Source organism: Caulobacter sp. 17J65-9, assembly GCF_010975005.1.
In the GTDB taxonomy this organism is placed as follows: Bacteria; Pseudomonadota; Alphaproteobacteria; order Caulobacterales; family Caulobacteraceae; genus 17J80-11.
Map to the genome: position 1 here is coordinate 1 of NZ_JAAIVC010000011.1, position 13,968 is coordinate 13,968.

At 69.3% G+C, this 13,968-nt stretch carries 14 protein-coding genes and 3 tRNA genes; 12 read left to right on the plus strand and 5 right to left on the minus strand.

What is annotated here, in order from left to right; genetic code table 11:
• Both G3573_RS03475 and phaC read right to left on the minus strand, forming a co-directional pair.
• Window positions 1-687, minus strand: a 687-nt coding sequence (locus tag G3573_RS03475; protein ID WP_163259460.1) for an SIMPL domain-containing protein, incomplete at its 3' end; no start/stop codon positions are given.
• A 65-nt stretch (window positions 688-752) separates the two neighbouring features.
• Window positions 753-2,471: a class I poly(R)-hydroxyalkanoic acid synthase gene (gene phaC / locus G3573_RS03480; RefSeq protein WP_163259503.1), complete on the minus strand. Its 1,719-nt coding sequence runs from the start codon at window positions 2,469-2,471 to the stop codon at window positions 753-755.
• A gap of 285 nt (window positions 2,472-2,756) precedes the next feature.
• On the opposite strand from phaC, the gene G3573_RS03485 reads away from it, so the two are divergent.
• The 9 genes from G3573_RS03485 (at window position 2,757) to G3573_RS03525 (ending at window position 8,013) form a co-directional block, all read left to right on the plus strand.
• Entirely contained in the window at window positions 2,757-3,239 is a 483-nt protein-coding gene (locus tag G3573_RS03485; protein WP_163259461.1) for a hypothetical protein, read from the plus strand.
• An 86-nt stretch (window positions 3,240-3,325) separates the two neighbouring features.
• The gene (gene glpX / locus G3573_RS03490; protein WP_163259462.1) at window positions 3,326-4,279 is read left to right on the plus strand and encodes a class II fructose-bisphosphatase; all 954 of its coding nucleotides are present in this window, start codon (window positions 3,326-3,328) and stop codon (window positions 4,277-4,279) included.
• Between the two features lies 1 nt (window position 4,280).
• Window positions 4,281-6,077: a single-stranded-DNA-specific exonuclease RecJ gene (recJ, locus tag G3573_RS03495; protein WP_163259463.1), complete on the plus strand. Its 1,797-nt coding sequence runs from the start codon at window positions 4,281-4,283 to the stop codon at window positions 6,075-6,077.
• A 66-nt stretch (window positions 6,078-6,143) separates the two neighbouring features.
• Window positions 6,144-6,218 (plus strand) — tRNA-Glu (locus tag G3573_RS03500).
• Window positions 6,219-6,377: 159 nt separating this feature from the next.
• On the plus strand, window positions 6,378-6,971 hold the full coding sequence (locus G3573_RS03505) for a cold-shock protein (protein WP_163259464.1): 594 nt from the start codon (window positions 6,378-6,380) through the stop codon (window positions 6,969-6,971).
• Window positions 6,972-6,974: 3 nt separating this feature from the next.
• Complete coding sequence (locus tag G3573_RS03510; RefSeq protein WP_163259465.1) at window positions 6,975-7,454, plus strand: DUF192 domain-containing protein; 480 nt, start codon at window positions 6,975-6,977, stop codon at window positions 7,452-7,454.
• A 63-nt stretch (window positions 7,455-7,517) separates the two neighbouring features.
• Window positions 7,518-7,594, plus strand: a tRNA-Pro gene (locus G3573_RS03515).
• A gap of 24 nt (window positions 7,595-7,618) precedes the next feature.
• Window positions 7,619-7,924 carry an ETC complex I subunit gene (locus tag G3573_RS03520; RefSeq protein ID WP_163259466.1) on the plus strand — a complete coding sequence of 102 codons (306 nt, stop codon included), beginning with the start codon at window positions 7,619-7,621 and terminating at the stop codon, window positions 7,922-7,924.
• Window positions 7,925-7,936: 12 nt separating this feature from the next.
• Window positions 7,937-8,013, plus strand: a tRNA-Arg gene (locus G3573_RS03525).
• Window positions 8,014-8,117: 104 nt separating this feature from the next.
• Here the strand turns inward: G3573_RS03525 and G3573_RS03530 are convergent.
• Complete coding sequence (locus tag G3573_RS03530) at window positions 8,118-9,188, minus strand: hypothetical protein (protein ID WP_163259467.1); 1,071 nt, start codon at window positions 9,186-9,188, stop codon at window positions 8,118-8,120.
• 249 nt (window positions 9,189-9,437) lie between these two features.
• Entirely contained in the window at window positions 9,438-10,532 is a 1,095-nt protein-coding gene (locus tag G3573_RS03535; RefSeq protein ID WP_163259468.1) for a serine hydrolase domain-containing protein, read from the minus strand.
• Between the two features lie 90 nt (window positions 10,533-10,622).
• Between G3573_RS03535 and G3573_RS03540 the strand changes: the two genes are divergently transcribed.
• Together G3573_RS03540 and G3573_RS03545 are read left to right on the plus strand one after the other, a co-directional pair.
• The gene (locus G3573_RS03540) at window positions 10,623-11,174 is read left to right on the plus strand and encodes an XRE family transcriptional regulator (protein ID WP_163259469.1); all 552 of its coding nucleotides are present in this window, start codon (window positions 10,623-10,625) and stop codon (window positions 11,172-11,174) included.
• A 32-nt stretch (window positions 11,175-11,206) separates the two neighbouring features.
• Window positions 11,207-11,536, plus strand: coding sequence for a YnfA family protein (locus G3573_RS03545; RefSeq protein ID WP_163259470.1), 330 nt, complete (start codon window positions 11,207-11,209; stop codon window positions 11,534-11,536).
• On the opposite strand, the gene metC is transcribed toward G3573_RS03545, so the two are convergent.
• Complete coding sequence (metC, locus tag G3573_RS03550) at window positions 11,533-12,699, minus strand: cystathionine beta-lyase (protein WP_163259471.1); 1,167 nt, start codon at window positions 12,697-12,699, stop codon at window positions 11,533-11,535. The genes G3573_RS03545 and metC overlap by 4 nt on opposite strands.
• A gap of 89 nt (window positions 12,700-12,788) precedes the next feature.
• Here metC and G3573_RS03555 point away from each other — a divergent pair, with 89 nt between their 5' ends.
• Window positions 12,789-13,904 (plus strand): amino acid ABC transporter substrate-binding protein, encoded by a 1,116-nt coding sequence (locus G3573_RS03555; protein ID WP_163259472.1) that lies wholly within the window; start codon window positions 12,789-12,791, stop codon window positions 13,902-13,904.
• The last annotated feature ends 64 nt before the right edge of the window (window positions 13,905-13,968 follow it).

The following is a 13,968-nucleotide window of genomic DNA, read 5'->3' on the forward strand; positions in this document are numbered from 1 at the left end:
GCGCTCGGCCTGGGCGCGCGCCTCGTGCACGGCGTCGTCGGCCGCGGCGTTCCAGACCGCCGGCGGCGTCTGCTCCTGGTCGAGGACCGCGCCCAGCCACGAGGCGGCGCGCCGGCCGAACAGGTTGGTCATTTCGTTTTCGGAGCTGATCGTGTCGATCCCGGCCGCGCGCAGGGCGTCCAGCAGGGCGGGCGCCTTGGCCGGGTCGGTCTGGGCGACCTGCACCGTGGCGCGGGTCGAGAAGCCCGCCTTCTTGCCGGCCTCGGCGCCGGCGTCGCCGGCGCCCGCCGGTTGAATCGGCAGCCGCGTCGAGAAGTCGCCGTCTTCGGCGCCGAGGTTGTAGGTGGTGTCGGTCACGACGAAGCCGGCGCCGAAGCGGGTGGCCGCCGCGCGGGCCTTTTCCAGTTTGGCGTCGCGGAGCTTGGCCGCCTCCACCGCGGTGTCGGCGGTGGCCTGGACGCTGAAGCTGAACACATGGCCGTTGGGCGTCGCCCTGGGACCGGCGTGGCCCTGGGCGTACACGAACACCGAGTCCGCGCCCATGACCGCGTTGCCGAGCCCCTGGCCGAAGCTGTCGCCGCCGGCGGCGAACATGCCCGTGATGTTGCCCAGGTCCTGGGCGGCGGCGGAGCCGGCCACGGCCAAGGCGGCGCAGGCGGCGGCGGTGAAGGCGGCGATACGGTTCATGGGTTCCCCTCCGGATGACGCGACTTATCTAGCGTCACCACCCGGAGGTTGCATAGCGCCGTTCGTCAGCTCTTCACCTGCACGTAGCTGCCCGGCGCCGGCTCGATCGGCTTCAGCGGACCGGCCTGCGGATCACGGGCCGGGACCATCGGGCCGGACTTCGCCGCCAGCCATTGCGCCCAGTGCGGCCACCAGGAGCCGGGGTGCTCGACCGCGCCGGCCTTCCACTCGGCCAGCGAGGCGGGCAGGGCGGCGTTGGTCCAGTGCTGGTACTTCTTCGCGTCGGGATGGTTCACGACGCCGGCGATGTGGCCCGAGCCCGCCAGGGTGTAGGTGACCTCGCCGCCGAACAGGCGCGCCGACTTGTAGACCGAGGGGGCGGGGGCGATGTGGTCGTCGCGGCCGACCTGGAAGTAGAGCGGCGTCTTCACCGCGCCCAGGTCCAGCTTCACCCCGCCCAGCTCCAGTTCGCCCTTCGCCAGGGCGTTGTCGCGGTAGAGCCGGCGCAGGTACTGCAGGTGCAGGGTCTTGGGCATGCGCGTCTGGTCGGAGTTCCAGAACAGCAGGTCGAAGGCGGTCGGCTCCTTGCCCATCAGGTAGTTGGACACGAAGAACGACCACACCAGGTCGTTGGCGCGCAGCGCGTTGAAGGTGTCCGACATGGTCGCGCCGGGCAGCACGCCGCCGGCCTCGTCCATGCGCCGCTCGATCTCGTCCAGCCACTTCTCGTCGGTGAACAGCAGCAGGTCGCCGGCTTCAGTGAAGTCGTGCTGGGCGGCGAAGAAGGTGGTCGAGGCGATCCGCTTGTCGCCGGTGGCCGCCATGTGGGCCAGGGTCGCGCCCAGCAGGGTGCCGCCGATGCAGTAGCCGACCGTGTTCACCCGGTCCGTGCCGCACTGCTCCATGACCTTGGCGGTGGCCGAGTAGATTCCGCCGCGCATGTAGTCGTCGAAGCCGCGGGTCGCGAGCGACGGGTCCGGATTGACCCAGGAGCAGACGAAGACGGTGAATCCCTGGGCGGTCAGCCAGCGGATCATCGAGTTCTCGGGCCGCAGGTCCAGGATGTAGAACTTGTTGATCCAGGGCGGGAAGATCAGCAGCGGGATCTGGTGCGCCTGCTCGGTCGTCGGCGCGTACTGGATCAGCTCGTAAAGCTCGTCGCGCCAGACCACCTGGCCCGGCGCGGTGGCGACGTTGACGCCCACCTCGAACACGGTGTGGTCGGTCTGGCTGATCGCCAGCGCGCCGCCGCCGCGTTCGATGTCGGCGGCGAAGCGCTCCATGCCCTTGGCCAGGCTCTCGCCCTTGGTGTTCATCAGCTCGCGCAGGGCGGCCGGGTTGGAGGCCAGGAAGTTGGACGGCGAGAAGGCGTCGGTCAGCAGCTTGGTGAAGAACTCGGCCCGGCGCTTGGTCATCGGGTCGATGCCTTCGACGCTGGAGACCAGGTCGTTCAGCCAGCCCGAGGTGATCAGGTACGACTGCTTGAGCATGTCGAAGACCGGGTTCTCGCTCCACTCCGGGTGGTTGAAGCGCTTGTCGCCCTTGGCCGGCTCGATCACCGGCTCGGGGTGGCCGCCCATGGCCCGGCGCGAGGCGGCGCCCCAGAGCTCCATGTAGCGGGCCAGCAGGTCGGCCTGCGCCGACATCAGCCGGTCGGGACGCGCGGCCAGGCCCTGCATCACCTCGGTCATGGCGGGGGCGACGTTGAACGGGTCGGGCGTCAGGGCCGGCGGACGGTCGGCCTGGCGCAGCGCCGCGCCGGCGATGGCCGACTGCGCCGTCATGGCGGCGCGGGCCAGGTTGATCGACAGGGTCTCCAGCGTCTCGCGATGCGCGGGGTCGAGCAGGTGCAGCTCGTAGGCGTCGTCGGCCGTCTCGGACGCCGCGCTGTCGATCACCTGCGGCTGGATATCCGGCGCCGGCGAATCGGCGTTCTTCGAAACGCGAGGTTTCGCGGCCGCGGCCTTCGGCGTGGTTCCCTTGCTCCGCTTGGGAGTTGCGACTTCGTCCGCCACCACGACCTCCTCAGGCGCCGACGCGCGCCCTTTCGCCTGCGGTCATGATCGCATATGACCAATGACGAGACGAACGGCGACGGCCGCTTTTTCATGACCCTGGGACTTCGCAGACTTGCGCTTCTGACGCTCGCGGCCGCCGCCGCGGGCCTGAGCGGCTGCGCCACCGGCATGGACCCGTTCAAGCGCCCGACCGATCCCCATTCCGCCGCCGCCGCCGACGTGGACCGCATGGTCGCCGCTCAGCGCGAGTTTCCCCGCTGGTCGAAATTCCCCAAGGCGCCGCAGGACGTGCCGCCGCCGGCCGAATTCGCCGTCCAGGTCGCCTCGCTGCAGGCCAGCCAGAACGCGCTGATCACCGACGCCGGCAAGATCCAGTGGTATCTGAAGGGCGACACCCGCGCCTGGGCGCAGAGCGTGCGCAGCGTGATCGACCCGCAATACGCCCAGCCCGCGCCGCCGAACGCGGCGGCCGAAGCCGCGGCCTGGGCGCGCGAACTGCGCGAAAAGGCCGTTCCGCCGCCCGTCGCGAAGTAAGTTCAGGCCGCCCGTTGCGACACAAACGCCGTCCGGCCCCGGGCGGCGTCGAATCGTTTGAAACTACCCACCTCAGGAGACCTCCGATGCAGTCCACCGATTTCGAGCGCGATCTGGCGATGGACGCTGTGCGCGTCACCGAGGCCGCCGCGATCGCCGCCTCGAAGCTGGCCGGCCGCGGCGACGAGAAGGCCGCCGACCAGGTCGCGGTGGACGCCATGCGCACGGCCCTGAACGGGCTCGACATCGACGGCAAGATCGTGATCGGCGAGGGCGAGCGCGACGAAGCGCCGATGCTCTACATCGGCGAGAAGGTCGGCACCGGCAAAGGCCCGAAGATCGACATCGCGCTCGACCCGCTGGAAGGCACCACCCTGACCGCCAAGGCCATGGCCAACGCGCTCGCCGTGATGGCCTTCTCGCCGTCGGGCGGCATGCTGCACGCGCCCGACACCTATATGGACAAGATCGGCGTCGGCCCGGGCTATCCGGAAGGCATCGTCGACCTGGACGCCGCGCCGGCCGACAACGTGCTGGCCCTGGCGCGCCACAAGGGCGTCGACGTCTCGGAAATCACCGCCTGCGTGCTGGACCGCCCGCGTCACGCCGACATCATCGCCAGCCTGCGCAAGGTCGGCGCCCGCGTGCACCTGATCACCGACGGCGACGTGGCCGGCGTGATCCACACCGCCGAGCCGGAAACCGGCATCGACATCTATCTGGGCCAGGGCGGCGCGCCGGAAGGCGTGCTGGCGTGCGCGGCGCTGAAGTGCGTCGGCGGCCAGTTCCAGGGCCGTCTGGTGTTCAAGAAGGACGACGAACGCGCCCGCGCCGAGCGCATCGGCATCACCGACTTCGACCGCAAGTACACGCTGAACGAGCTGGTCAAGACCGACGCCATCTTCGTCGCCACCGGCGTGACCAAGGGCGCCATGCTGGACGGCGTGCGCTTCGAGCGCGGCTTCGTCACCACCGAGACCCTGGTGATGACCTCGGCCGACCGCACGGTGCGTCGCGTCCGCCTGCGCCGGCCGGTCTGACGTGGCTGACGGGGGGCAGGTCGGGTACCTGGGCGTCGCGCGCTCGCTGAGCGGGCGCGTCTGGCGTCAGCGCCCGGCCGACCCCCAGGACGTCCAGGCCCACCAGCGCCAGCTGGGCCTTTCCGAGCCGCTGGCCCGCGCGCTGGCCTCGCGCGGGATCGCGGCCGGGGAGGGCGAGACCTACCTCAATCCCACCCTGAAGGCGCAGTTCCCGGATCCGTCCAGCTTCATGGACATGGACCGGGCGGCCTCCGCCCTGGTCGACGCGCTCGAGCGCGGCCGGCGCATGTACGTGTTCGCCGACTACGACGTCGACGGCGCGTCCTCGTCCGCCCTGCTGGTGCGCTGGTTCCGGGCCATGGGCGCGGACCTGCCGATCTACGTCCCCGACCGCATGACCGAGGGCTACGGGCCCAGCGCCGCCGCCTTCCGCCGCATGAAGGACGAGGGCGCCGAGCTGGTGGTCACGGTCGACTGCGGCGCGGCCGCCCACGACGCCATCGCCGCGGCCACCGAAATGGGCCTCGAGGTGGTGGTGGTCGATCACCACCTGATGAAGGCCGAGCCGCCGGCCTGCACGGCGGTGGTCAATCCCAACCGGCCGGGCTGCGCCTCGGGCCAGGGCAACCTGGCCGCCGCGGGCGTGGCGTTCGTGCTGCTGGCCGCTCTGAACCGCGAATGCCGCCGCCGCGGCCTGTTCGCCGACCGCCCCGAGCCGGACCTGCGCAAGTGGCTGGACCTGGCCGCGCTGGGCGCGGTCTGCGACGTCACCCGCCTGACCGGCTTCAACCGCGCCCTGGCCAGCCAGGGCTTGCGCATCATGTCCGCCTGGGAGAACCCCGGCATCAAGGCGTTGATGGAAGTGGCCGCCGCCAAGGGGCCGGCCACCTCGTTCCACGCCGGCTTTATTCTCGGCCCGCGCATCAACGCGGGCGGCCGCATCGGCCGCTCGGACCTGGGCGCGCGCCTGCTGTCGACCGACGATCCGGCCGAGGCCCTCGAACTGGCCCGCGAGCTCGACGAGCTGAACGCGGCGCGCAAGGACGTCGAGCGCGACGTGCTGGAGGCCGCCGTCGCCCAGGTCGAGCGCGGCTCCAACGTCGGGCCCGAAGGCCCGGTGGTCGTGGTGGCCGGGGAGGGGTGGCATCCGGGCGTGATCGGCATCGTCGCGGGGCGCCTGCGCGAACGGTGGCGCAAGCCCGTGATCGTCATCGGCCTCGACCCGGTCAACGGCACCGGCAAGGGCTCGGGCCGCTCGCAGCCCGGGGTGAACCTGGGCCAGGCGGTCCAGGCCGCCTACGACGAGGGCCTGCTGATGGCCGGGGGCGGGCACGCCATGGCCGCGGGCCTGACCATCCGCGCCCGCGACGTGCCGGAGTTCCGCGCCTTCCTGGAATCCCGCCTGGCCGAGGAACAGGCCGAGGCCGCCGCGCTGGACGCGGTGGAGATCGACGCGGCCCTGACCCCGCGCAGCGCCGACCGCGACCTGTGGGCCGCCTTCGATCGTCTGAACCCGTTCGGTCCCGGCAATCCGGAGCCGGTGTTCGCGCTGGCCCAGGTGCGGGTCGAGCAGCCGATGGCGATGAAGGGCGGGCACCTGCGCTGCACCCTGGTCGACGCCGACGGAACCAAGCTGCGCGCGGTCGCCTGGCGGGTCGCCGACACGGCTCTGGGCCAGCGCCTGATGGCCGGCGGCGCCCTGCACGTGGTCGGTAAGCTGAAGCCCGACGACTGGAATGGACGCCAGGGCGTGCAGTTCGAAATCGAGGACGCGGCCGACCCAAGAATGTGTGGATAACTGCGCACTTGGGGCCTTGCATGGCCCCGGCCGGGCGGCTATATCGCCGGACCTCGACGCGACCGCGCTCCCTTCGTCTATCGGTTAGGACGCTAGATTTTCAATCTAGAAAGAGGGGTTCGATTCCCCTAGGGAGTGCCATCGCTTTTCTTCGCGTCGGAACGCGAATCGCGGGTCTACCAGCAGTTGAAGCAAATTCCCCAGTCAAGGGAAATTTGTGTTTCTATGCTCCGCAAATCGGCGAACCATGTTATACACCACCTTCGCCCGTATGGAGGATGCGGGCGTGAGGGGCTGTACATGGCGGGTTTTGATTTCGAGGGGGCTGACGCACACGTCGAGGCGGTGCGGATCAGCGGACACGTGAAGTGGTTCGATCCGGGCAAGGGGTACGGGTTCATCGTTCCCGACGACCCCGACCTCACGGATCTCAAGGACGTGCTGCTGCACGTCACCAGCCTACGGGACTCCGGTCGCGAGAACGCCCTGGAGGGCTCGGCGATCGTCTGCGACGTGATCAAGCGGTCCAAGGGCTGGCAGGTCTCGACCATCTTCGAGCTGGACGAGAGCACGGCGACTCCGGGCGAACGGCGCGGCTTCGACAGCCTGCGTCGCGATCGCGGCGACTTCGGCATGTTCCAGCGGCCGCCCCGGCGGCCGTCGCTGGAAGCGTCGGGTCCGCTGGAGCGGGCCAAGGTGAAGTGGTTCAACCGGACCAAGGGTTACGGCTTCGTCGTTCGCGACGAGGCCCCGGGCGACATTTTCGTCCATATCGAAACCCTGCGTCGCTGCGGGCTTGACGACATCCAGCCCGGTGATGACGTGATGGTTCGCTTCGCCGAAGGGCCCAAGGGCCTGGTGGTCGCGGAGATCCAACAGGGTTCCTTGGTCTGATCCATGGGTTTTGAGTTCAAGAAACGCGGCGCGCTGGCGATCTTCGCCGGCGCGCTCGTCGCGTCCGGATGCGCGGCGGCCGGCGAGAGCAAGGCTCCGCCGCAGGAGCCGCTCGAGGTCGTCACCGACCAGGGCGTGCGCCGCTTCGTGGTCGAGATCGCCGACACCGAGGCCGAGCGCGAGAAGGGCCTGATGTTCCGCCAGAAGATGGCGCCGGACCAGGGCATGCTGTTCGAGTTCCCGAACTCCGCCGAGCGGTCGTTCTGGATGAAGAACACCTATCTGCCGCTGGACATCATCTACATCGGCGCCGACGGCCGGATCGTCTCGATCGCGCGCCGCGCCGCGCCGTTCTCCGAGGCGCCGATCCCGTCCTACGGCGCGGCGACCGGCGTGCTGGAGATCAACGGCGGCCTGGCCGAGGAACTGGGCATCGAGCCCGGCGACCTGATCCGCCATCCGTTCTTCAAGACCGCCGGCTAATCTCTCGCGAAGCCGCGTTGCGGCTGTCGGGCTGGCGTGGCAAGAGGGGCGCCTTCCGATGTCCGGGGCGTAGCGCAGCCTGGTAGCGCGGCTGTTTTGGGTGCAGCAGGTCGCTGGTTCGAATCCAGTCGCCCCGACCATCGGAGAGAGTACGGAGACTTCGAATGCTCGCGCGCATCTACCGCCCGGCCAAGACGGCCATGCAGTCCGGCAAGGCCAAGACGCAGGACTGGGTTCTGGAATTCGCGCCGGCCTCGGCCCGCACCCCCGACCCGCTGATGGGCTGGTCCAGTTCGTCGGACATGAACGCCCAGGTGCGCCTGACCTTCGAGGGCAGCGCCCAGGCCGTGGCCTACGCCGAGAAGCACGGCATCCCGTTCCGGCTGGTCGAGCCGAACGAGCCGAAGCGCATCATCAAGGCCTACGCCGACAACTTCGCGTCCAACCGCAAGCAGCCCTGGACGCACTGAGCGTCCGGCTCCGCGCCCGTAGCTCAACCGGATAGAGCATCCGCCTTCTAAGCGGACGGTTGCAGGTTCGAGTCCTGCCGGGCGCGCCATCGCTGCTCCGTCAAGGCGACGATATCAGATGCCGATGACGCCGTTCGCGGTGGTGGCGCAGTTGATCGGGAAAGCGCAGTTTCAGGGCCGCGCGCATCATCGCTCATTCGTATGGCAACTCGCCCATGAGCTTGATCATCGCATCCCCTTCGAGCCGGTCGAATGGGATCTCAACATAGTGCGCCGGGTGACGCGGCAGAGCAGGGCCGTCACCGGCCGCGTTCTTGGTGTAGCCGCTGACGTGCTCGCCGTTCTCCTTCACGTATGGCAGCACGACGATCCGGCCATGGTTCTTGGAAACGATTTTTCCGGCTTCCCAAACCGTATCGCCGGCGTCGCTCGCCTTCGATGAGCCGAGCGCCTTCACGACCCACCCAACCTGACCTTCCGCCTCGTACCAGAAGACGAAGCTGCCAATCACGAGGGCGCGCTTTCCCGCGGCGAGCGCTTCATCCAGGAGCCGTTTAACGCTGGCGAGCTTGAGAAGCTCATTCGCGCGGGGAAGCAGGACGCGGCGGATTTCGGCCTTGGTCGTGGACCAGTTGAGGCGGGGGCCGAATCCAAAGCCCTCCGAGATTTCGGCTCGGACCGCCACGCTGGCGTCGTGCGCGCTGAACCGCCGCCAGGGTCGCCCCCAACTCACCCCATCCTTCGAAAGAACGACGGCACGGGACCCGAACGTACCGACCATCATGGTCCTGAGGTAGGGCATCTCCCGAGTCTTGGTTATAATCTCTTCGCGGTAGATCTGTGAATTCGGATCGATAACCAGCGCTTCAACAGGAATGCGCGGTGTCGCAGCGTGACGCTTGATCGCTTCGCTGCGCATCATGTCTTCCTCTTCGTCGAGCCGCTTGCGCGACACCACGGCCTTGGAAATTTTCAAGGACTGCGACGAGGCCCCGCTCTCGTTCAGTCGCTCGGGATCAAGATTAATCATGAGGGAGCGGCGGGCCTCTTCCGCTGCCGCCTCAGCAACGGCCCGACCCTCCTCGAATATCACCGGCCGGCCGTATGGACCGGTACCGCTTTCAAAGAGCGCCACCCATTTGGGATCGCCATTCGGCGGGCAGACAAGCCGCCTTAATGTCCAGACGCCGGAACGCGGATCGAACTTCGCGCGCACGTCGTAGGCCCCCGTCAGGTTCGGGAGGGTCGTTCCGGTGTCGGCCACGGGCATTTTCCTCGGAAGCTCGTATTACTCGCCGCTTGGGGCGGCGGCTTGCTGGCCTTCCACGCTTACCCGCAACTACGGTTGAACGCCCAGGCAGTTTAGACGAACTGCCAGCTCAGGTGATCTGCGAAGGGCGCCGATCGCGCGATCCGCATCCCGCGATCCGCATCCCGAGCGCGAGGGCGCTCCATCGCAGTGGACGTGGTCAGATTGACCTTCTTTCTGCTCCGGGCGGCATTCCCCACGTCCTCAGCTCGAGGCCGCCTGTTCCGATCCCAGCACCCGCCGCGCGAGGCGGAAGCCCAGGCGATCGGTGTCCATCAGGTTGGTGTTGCCGAGGATGATGATGGTCACGTCATCGTCGAGCATCCTGAGCAGCAGGGTGTTGGCCCCCATGATCCGGCCCGGGCGTTGGGCGAAGCGATGCTTGCGCCCGTCGACCTCCAGCTCAGAGACCCATAGTCCGAAGCCGTACTCGTCGAGCCCCGGCGTCAGCAGGGCCTTGAGGCTTCCCGCCGACATCAACCGCCCGCCGTACAGCGCGTTGGAGAAGGCCAGCAGGTCGTCGCACGTCGAATACAGGCCGCCCGCCGCGTACCAGTTCTCGGGATAGACCGGCATGTCGTTGGCCAGGGGCGCGGCCTCGTCCTTGTAGTAGGTGGGCGCCAGCCGGGCGACGACGCCGGCATGTTTCGCCATCCCGGTCGACTTCAGCCCGGGCGGGGCGAGAACGCGCCGGGACAGCACCGCCTCATAGCTGTCGCCCTCGACCGCTTCGATGATCTGCCCGAGGATCACATAGTCGGCATTGTTGTAGTCGAAGGCGGCGCCCGGCGGATTGACGAGCGGGCCGCTGGCGAACTGGTCCATCAGCGCGCGCGGCCGATGCGGCAGCTGATAGGCCGGCATGCCCCGGGCCGCCGCGTCGGCGTAGCTGGTCAGGCCCTTGTCGAAATTCTCGATGCCCGAGCTGTGGTTGAGCAGCTGCCTGACCGTCACCTGCCCGGCGGCGGGGCCTTTGTAGTCGGCGATGTAGGTCCGGATCGGCTGGTCGAGATCGATGCGGCCGGCTTCGACCAGCTGCATCACCAGCGTGGCCGTCATCAGCTTGGTGATCGACGCGATCCGATAAGCGGTGTCGGGGCCGCAGGGTGTTTCGAAGGACCGGTCGGCCAGGCCGAAGCCCTTGCGCAGGACGATCTTCCGCCCCTGCGCGACGAGCACGCTGCCGGAGAATTCGGTGCTAGTGATCACCTCTTCGATCGGCGACGACGCGGCCGCGTTCGCATTCGACGGAAGCGCCGCAAGGCTGGCGGCGGCGGTCAGGAAAAGGCGTCTGTCCACGTCGAAGTCCCCCTGCGGCGGCGGATCGGGCTGGTCCCGGCTGGCTGTGCAGCATATAAGCAATATATTGCTTATGACGGGTAGGGCATATTGCCAAGTACGGTCGCCCCCTCATTCCTGACCTTCGTCGCGGCCAACGTGCGGCGCCTGCGCGTCGCGGCCGGCCTGAGCCAGAAGGGGCTGGCCGAACGATCGGGCGTCAGTCAGCGCATGATCGGCGCGATCGAGGCCGGAACGAACACGGTGAGCACGGCGACGCTCGACCGGATCGGGGTCGTGCTCAACGCGACGCTCGCCGATCTGGTCGGCGATCCCTCCGAACCGCGCAGCCGGGTCGTCGACCGGGTGGGGTGGGTCGGGCCGCACGGCGGCCAGGGCGTCCTGCGATGGAGCCTGGACGCCCGACGCGAAGTGGACGCGTGGGAGTGGCGCCTGGAGCCCGGTGACCGATACCAGGCCTCCGCCGATCCCGACGGCTGGCATGTCATGCTGTTCGTTCTCGAAGGGACGCTCACCGTCGAGATCGGCGAGCGGACCGTTGAGGTCGAAGCGGACGCGTACCTCCTGGATAATCGCCAGGATCACGCCTTCTCGAATCGAACCAGCAAGTCCGTGCGCTTCTTCCGCTGCACCAGCTGGTGATCCTGGCGGCGCGCTGAGGGGAGGGCGAGCGTATGGCGACCATCGGCTGGTATCTGCTCGCGGCGCTCAGCGAGATCGCCGGCTGCTTCGCCTTCTGGGCCTGGCTGAAGCTGGGCCGTTCGCCCGGCTGGATCGCCCCGGGCCTCGCCTGCCTGATCCTGTTCGCCGTCGCCCTGACCCGGGTCGACGCCGCCCACGCCGGGCGCGCCTTCGCCGCCTACGGCGGGATCTACGTCGCCTGCTCGGTCGCGTGGCTCTGGCTGGTCGAGCGCCAGGTCCCCGACCGCTGGGACCTGCTGGGCTCGGCCGTGGTGCTGGGCGGCGCGGCGATCGTGCTGTGGGGGCCGCGCGCGGCCGCCTAGGCGCCGGTGAGCTCCGCATAGCGGTCGAGGCCCCGGCGCAGGTCGGCGATCAGGTCGGCCGGGGCCTCCAGACCGACGTGCAGGCGCAGCAGCGGGCCCTCCAGGCCCAGCGGGAAGCTGCGATCGGCGGTGCGGGCGTGCGCGACCAGGGCCAGGCTCTCGTAGCCGCCCCAGGAGACGCCCAGGCCGAACAGCTGCAGCGCGTCGAGGCAGGCCTCGGCCGCCTCGCGCGGACCGGGCTTCAGCTCCACGCCGAACAGGCCGCAGGCGCCTGAGAAGTCGCGCTTCCACAGGGCGTGGTCGGGCGACGCGGGCAGGGCCGGGTGCAGCACGCGCGCGACCTCGGGCTGGGCTTCGAGCCAGCGAGCCACCTCCAGGCCGTTCGTGTGGTGCTGAGGCAGGCGGACGGCCAGGGTGCGCAGGCCCCGCAGCATCAGCCAGGCGTCGTCGGGCGAGACGAACCAGCCAAGGTCGTCGATCGCGACCTGCACTCGCCGGGCCAGCTTCGGATCGGTGACCGCGATCGAGCCGCCGAACACGTCGGAGTGGCCGCCGACGTACTTGCTGAGCGCCTGGACGCTGAGGTCGATCCCGTGGTCGAGCGGCTTGAACAGCAGGCCCGCGGCCCAGGTGTTGTCGATCATGGTCAGCACGCCGCGCTCGCGCGCCAGCCGGGCGATCCCCGGCGCGTCCTGGACCTCGAAGGTGTAGGTGCCCGGGCTCTCCATCAGGATCAGCCGGGTGCGCTCGGCCGCGTGCGCCATCACCTCCTCGGGCGTGGCGCGGGGCGGGTGGTAGCGGGTGGTCACGCCCCAGCGCTTCAGGAAGCGGTCGCAGAACCGCCGGGTCGGACCGTAGATCGCGTCGGTGGCCAGCACCTCGCTACCGGGCTCCAGCACGGCCATCATGGCGACGGTGACCGCCGACAGGCCGGTCGGCGTCAGGAACGCGGCCTGCGCGTGCTCCAGCTCGCACAGCGCGGCGGTCAGGGCCTGGTGGGCCTGCAGGCCGCTGATGCCGTAGGTGACGCCGCGTGACTGATCGTGGACCTCCGCCGCGCTCGGCATCAGCACGGTGGTGGCGCGCTCGACCGGCGGGTTCACCGGCCGGCGGTCGGCCGGGCGGCGGGTGGCGTCACGGATGAGCCGGGTGCGTTCGTCCATACCCACGATCTTTCAGGCTTGGCGGAGACTTGCGTTTTAAGCCTGAGGCGTCGCATGGTCGCAAGGTTAAGCGTCCGGCAGGAGGATCCATGCTGAAGCGGATCACGGTGGCGGCCCTACTGGCGGTCACGGCGCTGCTGGCGGGCTGCAAGGATCCGGGATCGGCCGTGAGCGAACCGCCGCCGGCGGCCGCGCCGGTCGAGGGCGTGCCGGACGCGGGCCTGGCCGGCAAGCCGCGGGCCAGCGGCGAGACGCTGAAGGCGATCCGCGCGCGCGGCCGGCTGAACTGCGGTGTGAATACGGCCCTGGTGGGTTTCTCCTACACCGACAACCGCGGTCGCTGGCGCGGCTTCGACGTCGACTTCTGCCGCGCGACGGCGGCCGCCGTGCTGGGCGATCCGGAGGCGGTCCGCTTCGTGCCGTTGTCGTCGAAGGAACGCTTCGCCGCACTGCAATCGGGCGAGGTGGACGTCCTGTGGCGCAACACGTCCTGGACCTTCTCGCGTGACGCTACGAACGGCCTGGACTTCGCCGGCATCAACTACTTCGACGGCCAGGGCTTCATGGTGCGTCGCTCGCTGGAGTTGAACAGCGCCACCGAGCTGAACGGCGCGCGCATCTGCGTGCAGACCGGCTCGACCACCGAACTGAACCTGGCCGACTGGTTCCGCGCCAAGGGGCTGAAGTACGACGCCGTCGTCGTCGACACCGAGGACCAGGCGCGGGCCAACTACGCCAAGGAGGCCTGTGACGCCTTCACCGCCGACATATCGGCCCTGGCCGCGGCCCGCTCGACCATGAACAGCCCCAGCGCCCACGTCATCCTGCCGGAGGTGATTTCCAAGGAGCCGCTGGGCCCGGTGGTGCGCCAAGGCGACGACCAGTGGGCCGACATCGTCCGCTGGGTGCTGAACGCCATGATCCTGGCCGAGGAGTTCGGGATCACCTCGAAGAACGTCGACGAGGTGCGCAAGACCTCGACCAACCCCGAGGTCCGCCGTCTGCTCGGCGTCGAAGGCGGCTACGGCCGCACGCTGGGCCTCAACGACGAGTGGGCCTATCGCCAGATCAAGGGCGTCGGCAACTACGGCGAGATCTTCGAGCGCAACGTCGGCCAGGCCTCGCCGCTCAAGCTGGCCAGGGGCATGAACGCCCTGTGGAACGCCAACCCGCCGGGGCTGATGTACGCCCCGCCGATGCGCTGAGCGAAGACCGCGGCATGGGGGAGGGCCGGCGGAGACTTCAGAGGCTCACAGGCGGGTGGGGCGG

Bases quoted from the DNA above. Each gene is read 5' to 3' on its own strand.
- glpX (WP_163259462.1), top strand. From the start codon at position 3,326: ATGCAGTCCACCGATTTCGAGCGCGATCTGGCGATGGACGCTGTGCGC.
- G3573_RS03545 (WP_163259470.1), top strand. From the start codon at position 11,207: ATGGCGACCATCGGCTGGTATCTGCTCGCGGCGCTCAGCGAGATCGCC.
- G3573_RS03510 (WP_163259465.1), top strand. From the start codon at position 6,975: ATGGGTTTTGAGTTCAAGAAACGCGGCGCGCTGGCGATCTTCGCCGGC.
- metC (WP_163259471.1), bottom strand. From the start codon at position 12,699: ATGGACGAACGCACCCGGCTCATCCGTGACGCCACCCGCCGCCCGGCC.
- G3573_RS03555 (WP_163259472.1), top strand. From the start codon at position 12,789: ATGCTGAAGCGGATCACGGTGGCGGCCCTACTGGCGGTCACGGCGCTG.
- G3573_RS03485 (WP_163259461.1), top strand. From the start codon at position 2,757: ATGACCAATGACGAGACGAACGGCGACGGCCGCTTTTTCATGACCCTG.
- phaC (WP_163259503.1), bottom strand. From the start codon at position 2,471: ATGACGGCGCAGTCGGCCATCGCCGGCGCGGCGCTGCGCCAGGCCGAC.
- G3573_RS03505 (WP_163259464.1), top strand. From the start codon at position 6,378: ATGGCGGGTTTTGATTTCGAGGGGGCTGACGCACACGTCGAGGCGGTG.
- G3573_RS03520 (WP_163259466.1), top strand. From the start codon at position 7,619: ATGCTCGCGCGCATCTACCGCCCGGCCAAGACGGCCATGCAGTCCGGC.